This is a genomic window from Streptomyces sp. YIM S03343 (assembly GCF_054729195.1).
In genome coordinates, this window is the sequence record NZ_JBPUKX010000001.1 from 4,790,202 (window position 1) to 4,805,609 (window position 15,408).

The 15,408-nt window shown below is 71.2% G+C and carries 13 protein-coding genes; 7 read left to right on the forward strand and 6 right to left on the reverse strand.

Annotation, left to right across the window (positions count from 1 at the left end; all coding sequences use genetic code 11):
• Positions 1–10 precede the first annotated feature (10 nt).
• The 3 genes from ACSYGN_RS20670 to ACSYGN_RS20680 all read right to left on the reverse strand — a co-directional run bounded on the left by ACSYGN_RS20670 (position 11) and on the right by ACSYGN_RS20680 (position 2,994).
• The gene (locus ACSYGN_RS20670) at positions 11–1,804 is read right to left on the reverse strand and encodes a DUF6055 domain-containing protein (RefSeq protein ID WP_460397751.1); all 1,794 of its coding nucleotides are present in this window, start codon (positions 1,802–1,804) and stop codon (positions 11–13) included.
• Between the two features lie 144 nt (positions 1,805–1,948).
• Positions 1,949–2,155 carry a DUF397 domain-containing protein gene (locus tag ACSYGN_RS20675; protein ID WP_460397753.1) on the reverse strand — a complete coding sequence of 69 codons (207 nt, stop codon included), beginning with the start codon at positions 2,153–2,155 and terminating at the stop codon, positions 1,949–1,951.
• Entirely contained in the window at positions 2,152–2,994 is an 843-nt protein-coding gene (locus ACSYGN_RS20680) for a helix-turn-helix domain-containing protein (protein ID WP_460397755.1), read from the reverse strand. Before ACSYGN_RS20680 ends, ACSYGN_RS20675 begins: the two co-directional genes overlap by 4 nt.
• 281 nt (positions 2,995–3,275) lie before the next feature.
• Between ACSYGN_RS20680 and ACSYGN_RS20685 the strand changes: the two genes are divergently transcribed.
• The 4 genes from ACSYGN_RS20685 (at position 3,276) to ACSYGN_RS20700 (ending at position 5,654) form a co-directional block, all read left to right on the forward strand.
• Positions 3,276–4,406 (forward strand): hypothetical protein, encoded by a 1,131-nt coding sequence (locus ACSYGN_RS20685; protein ID WP_460397757.1) that lies wholly within the window; start codon positions 3,276–3,278, stop codon positions 4,404–4,406.
• A 2-nt stretch (positions 4,407–4,408) separates the two neighbouring features.
• Entirely contained in the window at positions 4,409–4,870 is a 462-nt protein-coding gene (locus ACSYGN_RS20690) for an ATP-binding protein (RefSeq protein ID WP_460403611.1), read from the forward strand.
• 107 nt (positions 4,871–4,977) lie between these two features.
• Complete coding sequence (locus ACSYGN_RS20695; RefSeq protein ID WP_460397759.1) at positions 4,978–5,259, forward strand: hypothetical protein; 282 nt, start codon at positions 4,978–4,980, stop codon at positions 5,257–5,259.
• The gene (locus ACSYGN_RS20700) at positions 5,256–5,654 is read left to right on the forward strand and encodes a type II toxin-antitoxin system VapC family toxin (RefSeq protein ID WP_460397761.1); all 399 of its coding nucleotides are present in this window, start codon (positions 5,256–5,258) and stop codon (positions 5,652–5,654) included. The genes ACSYGN_RS20695 and ACSYGN_RS20700 overlap by 4 nt, the downstream gene beginning before the upstream one ends.
• Before the next feature lie 72 nt (positions 5,655–5,726).
• Here ACSYGN_RS20700 and ACSYGN_RS20705 read toward each other — a convergent pair whose 3' ends face one another.
• Positions 5,727–6,119, reverse strand: a complete 393-nt coding sequence (locus ACSYGN_RS20705) for a type II toxin-antitoxin system VapC family toxin (protein ID WP_460397763.1) — start codon at positions 6,117–6,119, stop codon at positions 5,727–5,729.
• Positions 6,119–6,352: a hypothetical protein gene (locus ACSYGN_RS20710; protein WP_460397765.1), complete on the reverse strand. Its 234-nt coding sequence runs from the start codon at positions 6,350–6,352 to the stop codon at positions 6,119–6,121. Before ACSYGN_RS20710 ends, ACSYGN_RS20705 begins: the two co-directional genes overlap by 1 nt.
• A 186-nt stretch (positions 6,353–6,538) precedes the next feature.
• Here ACSYGN_RS20710 and ACSYGN_RS20715 point away from each other — a divergent pair, with 186 nt between their 5' ends.
• From ACSYGN_RS20715 to ACSYGN_RS20725, 3 genes are all read left to right on the forward strand, one after another.
• Positions 6,539–7,222 (forward strand): hypothetical protein, encoded by a 684-nt coding sequence (locus tag ACSYGN_RS20715; protein WP_460397767.1) that lies wholly within the window; start codon positions 6,539–6,541, stop codon positions 7,220–7,222.
• 112 nt (positions 7,223–7,334) lie between these two features.
• The gene (locus ACSYGN_RS20720; RefSeq protein ID WP_460397769.1) at positions 7,335–9,362 is read left to right on the forward strand and encodes a flotillin family protein; all 2,028 of its coding nucleotides are present in this window, start codon (positions 7,335–7,337) and stop codon (positions 9,360–9,362) included.
• A 119-nt stretch (positions 9,363–9,481) separates the two neighbouring features.
• Complete coding sequence (locus ACSYGN_RS20725) at positions 9,482–14,263, forward strand: DNA repair ATPase (RefSeq protein ID WP_460397771.1); 4,782 nt, start codon at positions 9,482–9,484, stop codon at positions 14,261–14,263.
• Here the strand turns inward: ACSYGN_RS20725 and ACSYGN_RS20730 are convergent.
• Positions 14,233–15,285: a PucR family transcriptional regulator gene (locus tag ACSYGN_RS20730; RefSeq protein ID WP_460397773.1), complete on the reverse strand. Its 1,053-nt coding sequence runs from the start codon at positions 15,283–15,285 to the stop codon at positions 14,233–14,235. The two genes, ACSYGN_RS20725 and ACSYGN_RS20730, sit on opposite strands and share 31 nt — an antisense overlap.
• Positions 15,286–15,408: the final 123 nt, after the last annotated feature.

The following is a 15,408-nucleotide window of genomic DNA, read 5'->3' on the forward strand; positions in this document are numbered from 1 at the left end:
GGGTTCGCACCTAGTTGATCGCGAGTTCCGCGTCCGTGAAGGTGCCGTGGGACGGATTGATGTCGCTCTCGCCGCCCTTGCCGTCGCAGCCTCGGTCCGGGTTGAACAGCAGGTACGTTCCCGAGGAGCAGGTGGTCGACATCTCGGCGTCGCCGCCGACCACGACCTTGCCCGACAGCTTGGCCCCGCCCTGCACGATCGCGTTGTCCTTGACGACCACGTTGCCGCTGATGGTGGCCCCGGAGTTGACCCAGGACAGGCCCTCGATACGGGCGTTGCCGGTCACCGTCGAGTTGCCGAAGACCGCCGCGCGCGGGCCGACGTAGACGCTGGCGGCGACGTTGGCGCTGTCGTCGACCCAGCCGCCGCCGTTGGAGTGCCAGTGGCCGCCACCGGTCGCGGTCGGCTTCTTGTACCCGGATTCGTAGCCCGACGGCGTGGCACCGCTGATCCGGAACTCGTACGGGTAACGGTGGTTCTTGGTGTAGCCGTCCAGGAACGCGTAGTGGTGGACCGTGCTCGGTGTTCCGGTGACGACGAGGTAGACCTCCTTCTCGCCGGGCTGGGTCTGGAAGCTGATCTGGCCGTCGGCGCTGCTGGAGACCGCGCTGTAGCGCGCGGTGCCGTTCTTGACGGCGACGAAACCGTACGACCATCCGGACTTGGCGGCCGCGTTCGCGTGCCCCTTGAAGTGCAGCTTGATCAGGGCGCCGTCACTCGCGGGCACCAGCTTGACCTTGTTGTAGCCGTAGTCGGAGGGTGCCAGGGCGTCCGGGATCGCGTAGTGACCGGCCGACTTGTTGACCGCGTCCACGGGCACGCCGTTGTAGGCGTTGATGAAACCGGCACCGTACACGTTGTTGATGAACGGCATGATGTGGCTGCGGTTGGAGTAGTCGTACGTGACCTGGTGCTGGGCGTACTCGGTGATACGCGTATTGAGTTGAGCCTGCGTCAGGTTGTTGACGCGCCGGTAGGTCTCCAGCGGATGCTCGGTGCTCTTCGCCTGGTTCCAGATGTTGTTGAAGGTCTTGAGGCCGCCGTACTTGTCCACGAGGTACTGCACGAGCATCCAGTTGCCGTAGTGGTGGCGGCTGGAGGAGTACGCCAGGTTCTCGGTGCGCAGGAACCGGGTCAGGTCGCCCGCCCCGCCGTCCGGGTACACCTGCATCGCCATGTACTCGGCGCTGGTCTCCCAGAACGTCCCCGCCGAGGCGTCGGTGAAGCCCACGCCACCGCCCTTGCCGAGGAACGTGTAGTTCTGGAAGACATGGCCGAGTTCATGGGCCAGACCCCAGGAACCGGGCTGCGCGGCCCCCGGCGCGATGTTGATGACGCCGACCTTGTCGTCGGCCGACCCGCCGGTGGCCCAGGCGTCGAGCTCGGAGCGGTTCCAGGTCTTGGTGATGATCACGTCGATCTTGTGCTGGGCCAGCAGACCCGTCTCCGGCGTGAATTTCATCGTGTTGACGTAGAAGGAGTACAGCTTCTCGAGCTGGCTCAGGATGTCGTCCGGGTCGAAGCGATAGTCCGTGGCGGCGGTCTTCGGGTTGGTGCCCGACTTCTCACCCCACAGGAGGACGAAGTTCGCGGATTCCTTGGTGCGATTCTTCGCCCAGGGCACCTCGCCCGTCGAGGCCCAACTGGGCGGAACGTAGACGCTCTTCGTCGCTGCCGCAGCAGAAGCGTGGTCCGCGTCGGGGGACCCGAGCAGAAGCCCGGTTCCCAGGGCCGTGGCCAGCGCCCCTACGGCCAGCACCCGGAAGCGCTTGCGCGATCGGTGGGTCGTACGGGGCTGTGTCATCGCGTGGCTCCTTCAGCACGGGGGGTGTGTCGAACCCCGGTGGTTGCCGACGAGCAAATGGTTGCCGTCCATGCCACAGATCACTGAAAGCATCCGCACAGCGGAGAGGGGCGGCCGGACAACCGGCCGCCCCTCCGTCTCACATCAACCGCGCGCGGCCATCCGCACGAACGCGGTCCATTCAGCAGCGCCGACAGAGAGACGTGCCTCCCCCGGCTGCTTGGAGTCACGGACGAGTACGGCCGTACCAGCGTCCGCGATCTCGACGCAGTCGCCGCCGTCACCAGCGCTGTAACTGCTCTTGAACCAGCTCAGTTCATGTATGGCACGCTCGGGGCTGCTTGCCTTCATAGCTCTCCCAACAGCTTCTCGATGAAGGTCAGTGACTCTCGGGGAGTCAACGCCTGCGCACGGAGAATGCCATACGTCGCTTCAAGCGGCCTGACCTTCTTCGGCTCCGTGTGCAAGGTGCTGAACCCTTGCACTTCCACGTACCCCATCCTGCGCTCGTCCTGCGAGTGGATCAATGTGAAGGGTCCGGCCAGTCCGGCGTGCTCTTCCCTGTGCAGTGGCATGACCTGCATCTCGACATTGCGCTGGTGACCGTACGACAACAACTGTTCCAGCTGACCCCGCTGTACCTCACGCCCTCCGAGCGGCCGCCGGAGTACATGCTCGTCGATGACGAAGCTCAGAAGCGGCGCAGGCCGTCGCGCGAAGAGCCTCTGCCGTTCCATACGCGTGGACACCCTCTGCTCGATCGCCTCCTCGTCCAGCAGAGGCCGCCACATCCGGAACACGGCGCGAGCGTATTCTTCCGTCTGCAGAAGGCCCTTGATCACATGGCTGACGTAGGCGTGCAACTCAATTGCCTCCGCCTCCAGTTGTGCGTACCGCCGGAAGAACGACGGATACCGGGCCTTCTCCACCTCATCCTTCATCGCGATGAGCACTTCCCGCCCGTCCACCACGTGATCCACTGCGTCGATCAGATCCGGCTTGGCGATCCGCCGCCCCTGCTCCACCGCGGCGATCATTGCCTCGCTGTACCCGACCTGGTCCGCCACCTGCACCTGCGTGAGCCCCGCGGCCTCCCGCAGCAGCTTCATCTGGCGGCCGAAGCAGCGCAGGAACTCGACGTTCGAGTCCGATTCCGTGCCGCCCACGCCCGAGTCCGCACCCGTGTCCATCGCACTCGCCCCCTTGCTGCCGAAAGCTGCCGAAGCCGCCGATCAAGTCGATCCCGATGACCGCAGGCTAGGAGGGAGGCAAGTCGAACAGGCTCACAACCGGGCAAGTTGCTTCGTACGAGTGAACAGCCCCGAAAACATGCCTTTCACTCAACGCGTTCATGTGCACACTTTGCGTGCGGCACGGTCATCCCCAAAGCCGCACCCACAACAAGACGGCCCCCGCAACGGATGGCAACCGTACGCGAGGGCCTGAACCACCCGTGGAATGAGGCTCCACCGTGATTTACCGGCACCATATCGCGCCCCCGCGCGCGTACACCCAGTTCTCCCACGACATCATCCGGCACCCCCGCCTGTCCTCCGACGCGGTCCGTCTCCTCACCTGGCAGCTGTCCCTCCCGCAGGGAGCACGCGAGCCCCTGTCCCGCAGCGCCGAGCGCGCCCGGATCGGCGGCAGCGCCTTCACGCGGGCCAAGCGGCAGCTCAAGAACGAGGGCTTCGTGCACGAGCGACGCGTCCAGGGGCCCGGTGGCCTCTGGGTGACCCAGCAGCTCGTGTCCAGTGTCCCGTTGAGCCCCGGGGAAGCCGCGAAGCTGCTCGCGCGGATGCCCGTAGGCCCCGCAGTCACGGCCGACGAACCTGCCCCCGTACGCGTATCGCCGCAGCTCGCACCGAGTGGTCACCATCCGACGGCCGGTGACCCGACCCCTCCGCTCTCCGACGGTCATCCAATGCAAGACCTGACTGGAAACACCTCCAACCAACCCCCCAACCCCCCGCAGCGCACGGACGATCCACCGCACCCCGCCCACCCGGAGCCGGAGCCGGAACCGGAACCGACTCATCCCCGCCCCCTCCTCGAAGAGGCCGCCGCCCTCGTCTCCGCCTTCCCCCACCTCGCCCCGGACCTGCGGCACATCCCGCGCCCCATGCACGCCGAGCTGACCCGTCTCACTGCCGCCTGGCTGGCCGCAGGCCACCCGCCCACCAGCATCCGCACCCACATCCTCCGCGGCCTCCCTGACGACGGCACCCCCGTCCACCGCCCCGGCGGCCTGCTGCGCCACCTCCTCCGCGACGTACCTTCCGCGCCCGAGCTCGACCCGGAACCCGCGTGCACGCCCCCGTCCGCTCCTCCTCCCGGTGGCCGCCTTTCCACCCGGCTGACCGGCACCCGGGAGTGTGAGGGCAACCACGACCAAGCCACCCTGTTCCGCCCGGTCGGGGAGGAGGTCCTGTGCCCGCGATGCACCGACCGCACCTTGCTCCCGGTTCAGCTCCTCGGCGATGGCGTCGAGCGGTTGGCCCCGACCATCCCGACAGTCACCCGCACCGCCCCCACAGAAACCGACCGTGGGGCCATCAATGCTGGTCACAGCCGTACCGACCCGGAATCCTCCGGTCTGTGACCATCTCGCAGACCTCGCAGCCCGTAACCGGCCAGACCGGCCCGACCGGCTCGACCACCTTCACCCTCCGCTTCACCGCCACTCCCCGGGGCGCCCGCCTGGCCCGGCACCTCGCCTCCCACCAGATGCACGCCTGGGGCTGGACCTACGGCACTCCCGTGCACGACACCGTGGAACTGATCGTGGCCGAGCTGGCCACGAACGCCGTCACGCACGGACGGGTACCCGGGCGGGACGCCGAACTGCGGCTCGGCAGGAACACGGCGGGAGGCCATGTGCGCGTGGAGGTGAGCGACGTACGGGGCGAGCGGCTGCCGGTCCTCGCCCCGGACGACGTACCGCCGCTCGCGGACAGCGGACGCGGGCTCACCCTCGTCGCGGCACTGGCCGAGAACTGGGGCGTCACGGAACGGCCGGGCGCACCGGGCAAGACGGTGTGGGCCGTCGTCTCCTGCGCCCTCTGAGCCATCGCGAGCACCGGACGTCGACGGGGGCGCGGAGATGATCACGCCCGCGAGGGAGCGGTGACGGTGTCACGCGTAATGCTATTTCTCATGGCATTATGGGAGTCATGGCTGACGACAGCATGGACTTCCTCCCCGGTGACGGTCCCACGAGTGGCATCTCTGTGACCCTGACCGCCGGCACCCTGCATGCGATCCGTGAGCGGGTCGGGAAGCGGGGCGTCTCGGCGTACCTGGAGAAGGCGGCCCAGCGGCAGATAGAGCGGGACAATCTGGACGAGCTGATCGCCGACTTCGACAAGGTGCACGGTCCGGCCGATCCGGAGGCGGTGGCGGCGAAGCGCGCTCGTCTTCTCGGCGGCGCCTCTGATGCCGGGGCGGCTGCGTGAGCGGTGCCCTGGTCCTCGACAGCGAGGGCCTTGCGAAGGCGGTGCAGCGAGACCGGGAGATCCATGAGTGGCTGACGGCCGCCCGGGCCGCGGACCTGCCGGTCGTCACCTCGGCCGCGGTGCTGGTCGAGGTGATCCACCCGAAGATCAACGAGGCCGCGCTGAAGTGGACCCTGTCCCGGCTGACCGTGGAGCCGGTCACCCAGGCGGTTGCGCAGTCTGCTGCCGCCCTCCTGCGGAGCGCGGGGCTGCACGGCCACAAATACGCCATCGACGCCATGCTGTGCGCGACCGCGCTTCAGCATCCGGGCCGGGTGACGATCCTGACCTCCGACGTCGAGGACATCGGACTGCTCACCAACGGCCTGGCGCGTTTGCGGGCCGAGAAGGTCTGACCGTTTTCATCCGCCGTCCGTGGCTCTCATCACCCGTTGTCGGGAAGGGGGTCCTGCTGGTGCGGAGATGTCTCAGGCAGGCACGTCGACGGTCAGCCCGGCTGCTTGGGCGGCATCGGCCAGTCGTTTGTCGTACGTGACGAACGAGGTGAGTCGGGAGCGGATACGGAGAGCCGTTGCCAGATGGATGGCGTTCAGGCTCCGTACTGTCGCCGGTTTCACGGTCTGGGCCAGGATGCGAATGCTGGCGTTGAGCTCCACCAGTTCGATCAGGTCGAGAACCGGGTGGAGCCGGACGATGGCTTCCGGGGCGTAGCGTGCCAGGGCTCGCGACGACTCGATCTCCACCAGAACCGAACTCGTCCATCCGGTCTCCGCCCGTTCGTCGAGCCAGTCGCGCAAGGCCTGCGACTCGGACTCGGCGTGGACGAGTTTCACGACGGCGGCGGAGTCGAGATAGATCATCAGCGCTCGTCCTCGCGGTTGTGGGCGATCTCCGCGGCGATGTCGATGCCGTCCGGTTCACCGAGCGGCATACGCAGGACAGCGCGGCGCATCGCGGCAGCCCGCTCCTTGCGCAGGGCGGCTTCGAGCACGGCTTGGCGGATGGCCGCCGAGCGCGAGCTGCCGTCCTGGGTGAGAACGTCGAGGGCGTGCTCGGTCTCCGAGTCGCTGCGGATCGTGATGGTGTCAGCCATGCAGCCAATGTAAGACGATGTGTCTTACATGGCTAGCTTCTCTGCCTCTGTGAGCTGATCCGGGACATGAAAGGGGTGCCGAGACTGCCGGGATCACGCAGTGCGTGGCCGCCCGCGCGATGTCACCCTTGGGCCTGCGGCACACGAAGCGTGGCCGACGGGGGATCGCGGAGGCGGGCGAAGGCAGTGGGGGACTTTCTGGGGGCGATCACGGCGTATCCGACCGTGGTCTTCACCTTCGCCCTCGTCGTGGTGGCGGCCTACTGGCTGCTGGTGCTCCTGGGAGGCGCGCACTTTCCCGGGGCACGCGGGGGACATCACGGCCATGGAGCCGGCGCGGGCCATGGCGGCCACGGGCACGGCGGGGGGCACGGCCACGGGCACGGCGGGGGGCGCCATGGCCACGGGGGGCTGCAGCGGGTGCTGGGTCTGGGCGGGGTACCGATCACGGTGGCGGTGTCGCTCGTGGTCGCCTTCGCCTGGTTCAGCGCGCTGACCGGCCGGGTGCTGGTCGGCAGCAGGGATCACGGGGTTCTGCTGCCGGCCGCCCTGGTCGGCGGGTGGGCGGGAGCGCGCGTACTGGCATGGCCGCTGCGACGGCTGACGCCCGCCCCCGTCCCGCCGCCGTCGCGCCGCGACTTCGTCGGTCTCGGCTGCGTGATCCGCACCGGGCGGGTCGGCCCCGACTTCGGGCAGGCCGAGGTCCACGCCGTCGACGGATCCTCCGCGACCGTGCAGGTCCGGCAGAGCCACGACGACGCGGCCGGGCCTGGCGGCGTTCTGGGTGCCGGGGCGTCGGCCCTCATCTACGACTACGACGACGACGGCGAGTTCTTCTGGGTCATGCCCGCCCCGCCGTCCACCGGTTGACGCCCACCGGTTGACGCGACCTCACGCTCCGTCCGTTCCCGTTGTTCCAGGCGTTCCGCACGCCCAGCGTTTCACCCACTCATCCACGGCAAGGTCGTCCAAGGGAACCGCCATGTCTGTCGTCACCATCGGAATCGGTGTGCTCGTCGCCGTCCTGCTGCTCATCGGCCTGGGCACGCTGCTGCTCTTCGGCCGGCTGTTCCGCAAGGTGGTCCAGGGCGAGGCCCTGATCGTCTCCAGACCCAAGAGCGTCGACGTCACCTTCACCGGGACCCTGGTCCTGCCCATGCTGCACCGCGCGGAGGTCATGGATATCTCGGTGAAGACGATCGAGATCTCCCGGACCGGCCGGGAGGGCATGATCTGCAAGGACAACATCCGCGCCGACATCCAGATCACGTTCTTCGTCCGGGTGAACAAGACGGTGGAGGACGTCATCAAGGTGGCCCAGGCCATCGGGACCGAGCGGGCCAGCCATCAGGAGACCCTGCAGAACCTGTTCTGCGCGAAGTTCGCCGAGGCGCTGCGCACGGTCGGCAAGCAGCTCGACTTCGCCGATCTCTACACCAAGCGCGAGGAGTTCAGGGACCGGATCGTCGCGGCCATCGGTACCGATCTGAACGGTTACCACCTGGAGGACGCGGCGATCGACCACCTGGAGCAGACCCCGCTGGAGCAGCTCGACGCCTCCAACATCCTTGACGCGCAGGGCATCCGGAAGATCACCGAGCTGACGGCACTGGAGCACATCCGCACCAACGACTTCCAGCGCAACGAGGAGATGGAGATCACCCGCCAGGACGTGGACGCGCGCGAGGCCGTGCTGGAGCTGGAACGGCGGCGCGCGGAGGCGGAGATCCGGCAGCGGAAGGGGATCGAGACCCTGCGGGCCCAGGAGGAGGCGGCCACCGCGCAGGTCCAGGAGGAGGAGCGGCTCAAGGCGCACAGCGCGCTGCTGCGGACCGAGGAACTCCTCGGCGTCCAGCGGGAGAACCAGCAGCGGGAGATCGCGGTCGCCGAGAAGAACCGGGAGCGGGTCCTCGCGGTGGAGGGCGAGCGCATCGAGAAGGACCGGCTGCTGGAGGTCGTCAACCGGGAGCGGGAGGTGGAGCTCGCCAGGGCGGAGAAGGAGAAGCAGGTCGAGGTCGAGCGCCGGGGCGTGGCCGATGTGGTGCGCGAGCGGGTCGCGGTGGAGCGCACGGTCGCGGAGCAGGAGGAGGAGATCAAGCGGGTCCGGGTCGTCCAGGAGGCCGAGCGCACCCGGCAGACGATCATCATCTCCGCCGAGGCGGAGGCGCAGGAACAGCTCGTCAAGGACATCAAGGCGGCCGAGGCCGCCGAGCAGGCCGCGCACCTGCGGGCCAAGGAACAGCTCGTGCTGGCCGAGGCCGGGCAGAAGAGCGCGGAGCTGGACGCCGCCGCCCAGGTGCGCCGGGCGGAGGGCGAGCGCGCCATGGCCGGGGCCGCCGGTCTGGCACAGGCCGAGGTGGCGGAGCGCCAGGCGCTGGCCGAGGCGGCCGGTGTGCGGGCCCGGCTGGAGGGCGAGGCGGCCGGTCTGAAGGAGAAGGCGGACGCCATCGAGAAGGTCGGGCTGGCCGAGGCCGCCGTGGCGGAGAGCAAGGCGAACGCGGAGGCGGCGGGCATCCGGGAGCGGCTGCTGGGTGAGGCCGCCGGCCTGAAGGAGAAGGCGGCGGCGATGGCCGCGCTGGACGAGGTGTCCCGGGCGCACGAGGAGTTCCGGCTGCGGCTGGCCGCCGACAAGGACGTCCGGATGGCCGCGCTGGAGGTCCAGCGGACGGTGGCCGAGGCACAGGCGTCGGTGCTGGCCGCCGGACTGGAGAGCGCGGACATCGACATCGTGGGCGGCGACAGCGTGTTCCTGGAGCGGCTGGTCGGCGCGGTGTCCTTCGGCAAGGCCGTCGACGGCGCGGTACAGGGCTCGGAGACGGTACAGGCCCTCGGCGCGGAGTGGCTCAGCGGCGAGAAGAGCTTCACCGGCGACGCGACGGAGGTACTGCGCGGCCTGGCGGCCGGCGGCCCGTGGAACCTGGCCCTGCTGCTGAAGCTGCTGGGCGGGCAGGCGAACGGAGACCCCGTGTCGGTCGATCCGGTGCAACTCGCCAACGGTGCGGCGAAGTAGCGCGACCACGACAGCGCCCCGTCAGGGGCGCGGGGCTGTATTGATATGCGGCTACCGCCGCGCGGGCGCGACCAGCCACAACGGCGCCGCAGACGATCGAGGGGGAACGAGGACCAACCATGGGCGTCGAGGACGGCACCTACCAGATCCTGCGAGCACGCATAGCCGACCGCGCGGCAGAACTGGGGCGGCGCACAGCCGAGTTGAACTCCCGCCGCCAGGAGGCGTTCGGCTCCCGCCCCCTGGGGCTGGCCGGCTCGGCCCGCCCCCGCACCGTCGGCGAAGGCGCCGCCCGCGGCATAGTCGCCGTACGGCAAGACATCCTCCTGCTGGGAACCTCCGCCCCCGACCTCGACGCCGGACTGCTGTCGCTGCACGCCCTGGACGGCTCGGCGCTGGGCCCGGAGCGGGTCCCCGGCCTGCTCGATGACGTGCGTTTCCGCCGCGACCTGGCCGAACTGCTGCGCTACTACCGCGACGCCCGCCTCGCCGACCTCGTGTGCACGGCGTCGGGGCGGTTGCTCGCGGTGTTCCGCACCGGTGAGAACGACGGTGATCTACGGGTCCTGAGCTGGCAGTTGGGGGCGGACCGGGTCGAGTACCTGGGCAACCACGGGGAACGCGACCTGCCGCAGCCGTCCGCTTCCGAGCTGCCGTGGCGGACGACCGGACGCGAGGACCACGCCGACGGGCGGATCCTGATCGAGGGCGGCGAGGGGGCGGTCTCGGTCGCCACCACCGGCGGCAGCCTCACCGTCCACGCCGTGCCCGGCGACCGCCCGCTGTTCGGCGAGCCGGTCGATGAGCCGCTGCAGAGCCTGGCGGACGCCACGGTCGCCTACGCGGTGACCGGCCCCCTGCTGCTCCTGCGGATCCGCCCCTACAACGAACCGGCCGACCGCTACCTGGTCGTCAACACCCGTACCGGATCGGCGCGCCGCCAGGACTCGCTCGGCCGCGGTGCCCGGCTGCTGCCCGCCGAGCAGGGCCTGATCTTCCCCGGCGGTTACGAGCTGGCGGACGGCAGCCACCGGACCTTCCGCATCGAAGGCGGCAGCGACAGCGGTACGGCCGCCGGTGCGGGCGACGCGACGGGCCCCGACACCGCCACCGGCGGACTGCGCTTCGACGCCGTACTCCCCGCGCCCAACGGCGAGGACCTGCTCTACGTCCTGCGCCGCCCCGGCCGCGCCCAGGTCCTGCTCCTGCCCTGGAACACCGTCCGCCGCGAGGCCGCGAGCGCCCTGCACGCTGCCGCGCACACCCTGCTCCCCGACGGCACCCTCGTCCTGCTCAGACCGGACCGTGAGCCGGTGCGCACGCACGAACTCCAGCTGTGGCAGACCCCCTTCCAGTCCGCCGAGTACGCCGCCGCCCAGGCGGTCGGCGACGGCCCGCTGGAGCGGATCGGCAATGCCGACCTGGTCCGCGGCATCGCCGAGTGCCTCGACGTGGTCCGTACGGCGACCGCCGCCGCGCCGGAGAACCAGGCCACGGCCGCCCCGGCCGCCCCGGAACTGATCCTCGACGTCTGCGCCAAGGCGGCGGACCGCCACTACTGGCTCGCCGACACCGGCCTGCTCCAACCTCTGACCGAACTGCGGGAAGCCGCCGAGCAGTTGGCCGCCGAGCAGGCCAGGATCCGGCAGCTCGCCGCCCGCGCGGCGCAGGAGCTGGACCGGGCGCGCGAGGAGGCCGCAAGCCTGATCCGCCGTTCCCGCGGCGAACCGCCCACCGACGCGGACGCCTGGACCGCGCTCCTCGCCGAACTCCGCCGGACCCAGGGCCGCACCGGCACCCTGCGCGAACTGCCCCAGCTCGACCCGGCCGCGCTGGACCGAGTCGAGGCGGACCTCGCCGAGGCGCTCACGACGGCGACCGAGCAGGCCTTCGCGTTCTTCGCCGGGCCCGACGCCTTCGCCGCCCCTCTCGCCGCCGCCCTGCGCGCCGCCGAGGACGCCGCCTCGGTCGCCACCGCCGCCGAGGCCGAGCGGCTCACCGACGGTCTCGCCGAGCAGGCGGACGCCCTGGCCACCGTCACCGACCTGGTCACCGGCGCGATCGCCGCCGATCCGAGCGCGACGACGGCCGTGCTGCTGGCCATCGGCGAGGTCCTGGCGGCCGTCAACCGCGCCCGCGCGGTCCTCGCGAACCGCCGCCGGGTCCTGCTGGACGCCGAGCACCGCGCCGCCCACGCCGCCGAGTCGGCCCTGCTCGCCCAGGCGACGACCGCCGCCCTGGCAGCCGCCGGCTCCCCGGTCGCCTGCGACGACCAACTCGCCCGTCTGTTGCTGCGGTTGGACGCGCTGGAGGCCCGCTTCGCCGAAGCCGAGGACCTCGCCGCCGACCTGGCCCTGCGCCGCGAGGAGATCCAGCAGGTGTTCGCCGCCCGGCGTCAGACCCTGCTGGACGAGGCCGCCGCCCGCGCCGACCGAGTGGCCGCCTCCGCGCTGCGGGCCCTGGAGGCGCTACGCCGCAGACTCGCCGGGCTCGGCTCGGCGGCCGACATCCACGCAGCCCAGGCCGCGGACCCGATGGCGTCGCGCGTCCGTGCCGCCGCCGGGGAACTGCGCGACCTCGATGAGCAGGTGCGCGCCCAGGAACTGGAGGACGGCCTGCTCGACGCCGTCCGCACCGCCCTGCGCGAGCTGCGCGACCGGGCCGATCTGACCGAGGACGGCGGGGCCGCCGTACGGCTGGGACGCCACCGTTTCGCCGTCCGCCGTGAACCGGTGGAACTCACCCTGCAGCCGGACGGCGACGGGCTGGCCTTCGCCGTCACCGGGACCGGCTACCACCGCTCTGCCCACCTCCCCGAGCTGCTGACCGGACGCGAGTTCTGGACACAGCCCCTGGTCAGCGAATCACCGGCGCTCTACCGCGCCGAATACCTGGCCGCCGCGCTGCTGCCCACGGCCACCGCCGACGAGCCGCTGCTCGACCAGGTCCGCCGCGCGGCCGAGAGCGCCTACGACGAGGGCTACGAGCGCGGCGTCCACGACCACGACGCCACCGTCGTCCTCGGCGCCCTGCTCCGGCTGCGGGACGGCGCTGGGCTGCTCGGGCACCCCGCCGAGGTGCGCGCCACCGCCCAGCTGTTCTGGGCACATGCCGCGACCGACGACCGACGAGCCGCCTGGCAGCGCCGCGCCCGCTCCCTGGCGCTGGCCCGCGCCCACTTCGGACCCGCCGGTACCGCACCGGCGACGGCCTGGGCCGAGCTGGCGGCCGAACTCTCCGACGCGGTGAACGCGTTCACCGCCTCCGCCGGACTGCCTCCGGCAGCGCGGACGGGCGAGTACCTGGTGGCCGAACTCGCCGACCCCCACGAGGGCTTCGCCACCGGTGCCGCCGTGCGCACCCTCCTCGACGGCTTCCGCCACACGGACGCCGCCCCCGCCCTCACCGCGGACCTGGCCGCCCTCGGCGCCGACCTGCCCGCGCGCCGCCAACTCGCCGCCGCCTGGCTGGGGTCGTACGCGGCCACCCACGCGGAAGGCGCGGAAGCAGCAGAGGGTGAGGGCGTGGCGGAGGCCGTGGCCCACCTGTGCGCACCCGACCTGCCGCGCTACGAGATCGCCGGTTCCGTCCAGGAGACCGTCGACGGCCTCCTCGGCGTCCACCCCCGCCTCCGTGACGGCCGGTTGACCGTACGGATCGACGAACTTCCGCACCAAGCACAGGAGTTCCGGGAGAAACGGGTCCCGGCCTTCCGCGCCTTCCAACGGCGGCGCGCGGACGCCCTCTCCGCCGAGCGGGCCAGGCTCCGCCTGGACGACCACCGCCCCCGCCCCCTCGCCGGCTTCGTCCGCAACCAGCTCATCGACCGGGTCTACCTCCCCCTCGTCGGTGACAACCTGGCCAGACAGCTCGGCACCCTCGACCCCACCGGCCCGGCCGACCGCAGCGGCCTGCTCCTGCTCCTGTCCCCGCCCGGCTACGGCAAGACGACCCTGCTGGAGTACGTCGCCGACCGGCTCGGCCTGCTCATGGTCCGCGTCCACGGCCCCGCGCTCGGCACCGGCACCACCTCGCTCGACCCCGACCGCGCCCCCGACGCGGCCGCCCGGCGCGAGGTCGAGAAGATCGTGTTCGCCCTGGAGACGGGCAGCAACGTCCTGCTGTACCTGGACGACATCCAGCACGTCGGTGCCGAACTGCTGCAGAAATTCATCCCGTTGTGCGACGCGCAGCGCCGGATCGAAGCCGTCGCCGACGGCGTCGCCCGCAGCTTCGACCTGCGCGGGCGCCGATTCGCCGTCTGCCTCGCGGGAAACCCGCACACCGCGAACGGGCAGCGCTTCCAGATCCCCGACATGCTCGCCAACCGCGCCGACGTCTGGAACCTCGGCGAGGTGCTCAGCGGCCACGACGACCTGTTCGCGCTCTCCTTCCTGGAGAACGCCCTCGCCGCCAACCCCGTCCTGGCCCCGCTCGCCGGAGCCGACCCGGCCGACCTGCGCCTGCTGGTCGCCCTCGCCGACGGCGACCCGGCCGCCCAGGCCGACCAACTCACCCACCCCGTCCTGGACTTGGACCGCGTACTGGCCACACTCGCCCGGCTGCGCGGCGTCCAGCGGACCGTCCTGGCCGTCAATCGCGCCTACATCGCCTCCGCCGCCCAGGAGGACGCCGACCGCCTGGAACCGCCGTTCCTGCTCCAGGGCTCGTACCGCACCATGGCGCAGCTCGCCGCCCGCATCGACCCCGTCCAGAGCGACGCCGAGGTCGAGACCCTGCTCGACGACCACTATCTCGCCGAGGCACGGACCCTCGGCAGCGCCGCGGAGGCCAACCTGCTCAAGCTCGCCCGGCTCCGCGGCCGGGCCACCCCCGAACAGACCGCCCGCTGGCAGGCCTTGTGCACGGCCTACCCGCCGTCCCCCGTAGCCCGATCCTGATCCGGCCACTTGAGCAGCCGAGCGCCGAACACCGCCGTCTCCAGGGTGTAGCGCTGCAACGCGTCGTCCGGATCCAGGCCCGTCAGCCGTACGACGTGTGCCAAGCGGTACGCCAACGCGCGCACGCTCAGCCCGAGCCGCCGCGCCGCCTCGGCCGCGACGTAGCGCGAATCGGCGTAGGCGATCAGCGTCTCCAGCAGCGGCCGAGCCCCGCCGCGCGCCGTCCGCAACGGGCCCAGCACCCCGCGCACCAGATCCTCCAGGGCCTCCCGGTCCCGCAGCAGCACCGGCAGGACCAACAGGTCGGCCGCGTACAACAACGGTCCGTGCAGCCCCAGTCGGGCCGCCTGCTCCAACGCCGACCGGGCCTCCTCGTAGGAGTGCACGACCCCGCCGGGCCCGCTGTGCGGACGGCTCACCACGACGCGCCGGCCCTGTGTCAGCTCCGCGAACGCCTTGACCGCCGCGGCCTCACCCGAGCCGGACGCCACGATGCACACCAGCCGCCCGTGCTTCACCGCCAGCAGGATCTCGTGCTCGCCGAAACGGCCGAGCAGCCGCCGCTCCAGCGCCCGCACCAGCGGATGCTCCAGGTCGTAGCCGTCGCCCTCGGCGACCGCGACGACATGCGCGCACGCCAGGTTGATCCCGAAACGCTCGGCGTGCTCGGCCAGTCGGCCCACGTCGCTGCGGCTGCTCAACAGGTCCGCCACGAACTCCCGCCGCCCGGCCTCCTCCCGGCGCAGCCGCTCCCGGTACGCCCGCCCGTGCCCGTCGGCGAGCGCGGCCACCGCCGCCCGCAGCGCCGTCATCGACACGGCGTCGACCGGCTGCCCCTCCCAGACCCGTCCGGTCACGGCCAGCCGCTCGTCGACCAGTTCGGCCAGCCCCCGCCCCTCCTCGGCGGCCCGGTCGCCGTACTCGCGCAGCGACTCCAGCTCCGCACGCCGCAGCCGACGCCCGCTCCTCGCCACGTCCTCCAGCAGCCGCGCCCAGGCATCGTCGTCCGACGATGCAGGCATACCCGTGGCCGCCCCGACACCAGCCAACTCCCGTTTCCTCCCCCGTACCCCGTACCCCGCATTAGCGACGCGTCAACGACGCGTTAGCGACGCGTCAGCGTACGCCGAGCCGCGCCCATCCGA

Bases quoted from the DNA above. Each gene is read 5' to 3' on its own strand.
- ACSYGN_RS20670 (WP_460397751.1), bottom strand. From the start codon at position 1,804: ATGACACAGCCCCGTACGACCCACCGATCGCGCAAGCGCTTCCGGGTG.
- ACSYGN_RS20675 (WP_460397753.1), bottom strand. From the start codon at position 2,155: ATGAAGGCAAGCAGCCCCGAGCGTGCCATACATGAACTGAGCTGGTTC.
- ACSYGN_RS20680 (WP_460397755.1), bottom strand. From the start codon at position 2,994: ATGGACACGGGTGCGGACTCGGGCGTGGGCGGCACGGAATCGGACTCG.
- ACSYGN_RS20695 (WP_460397759.1), top strand. From the start codon at position 4,978: ATGGCTGACGACAGCATGGACTTCCTCCCCGGTGACGGTCCCACGAGT.
- ACSYGN_RS20705 (WP_460397763.1), bottom strand. From the start codon at position 6,119: ATGATCTATCTCGACTCCGCCGCCGTCGTGAAACTCGTCCACGCCGAG.
- ACSYGN_RS20710 (WP_460397765.1), bottom strand. From the start codon at position 6,352: ATGGCTGACACCATCACGATCCGCAGCGACTCGGAGACCGAGCACGCC.
- ACSYGN_RS20720 (WP_460397769.1), top strand. From the start codon at position 7,335: ATGTCTGTCGTCACCATCGGAATCGGTGTGCTCGTCGCCGTCCTGCTG.
- ACSYGN_RS20725 (WP_460397771.1), top strand. From the start codon at position 9,482: ATGGGCGTCGAGGACGGCACCTACCAGATCCTGCGAGCACGCATAGCC.
- ACSYGN_RS20730 (WP_460397773.1), bottom strand. From the start codon at position 15,285: ATGCCTGCATCGTCGGACGACGATGCCTGGGCGCGGCTGCTGGAGGAC.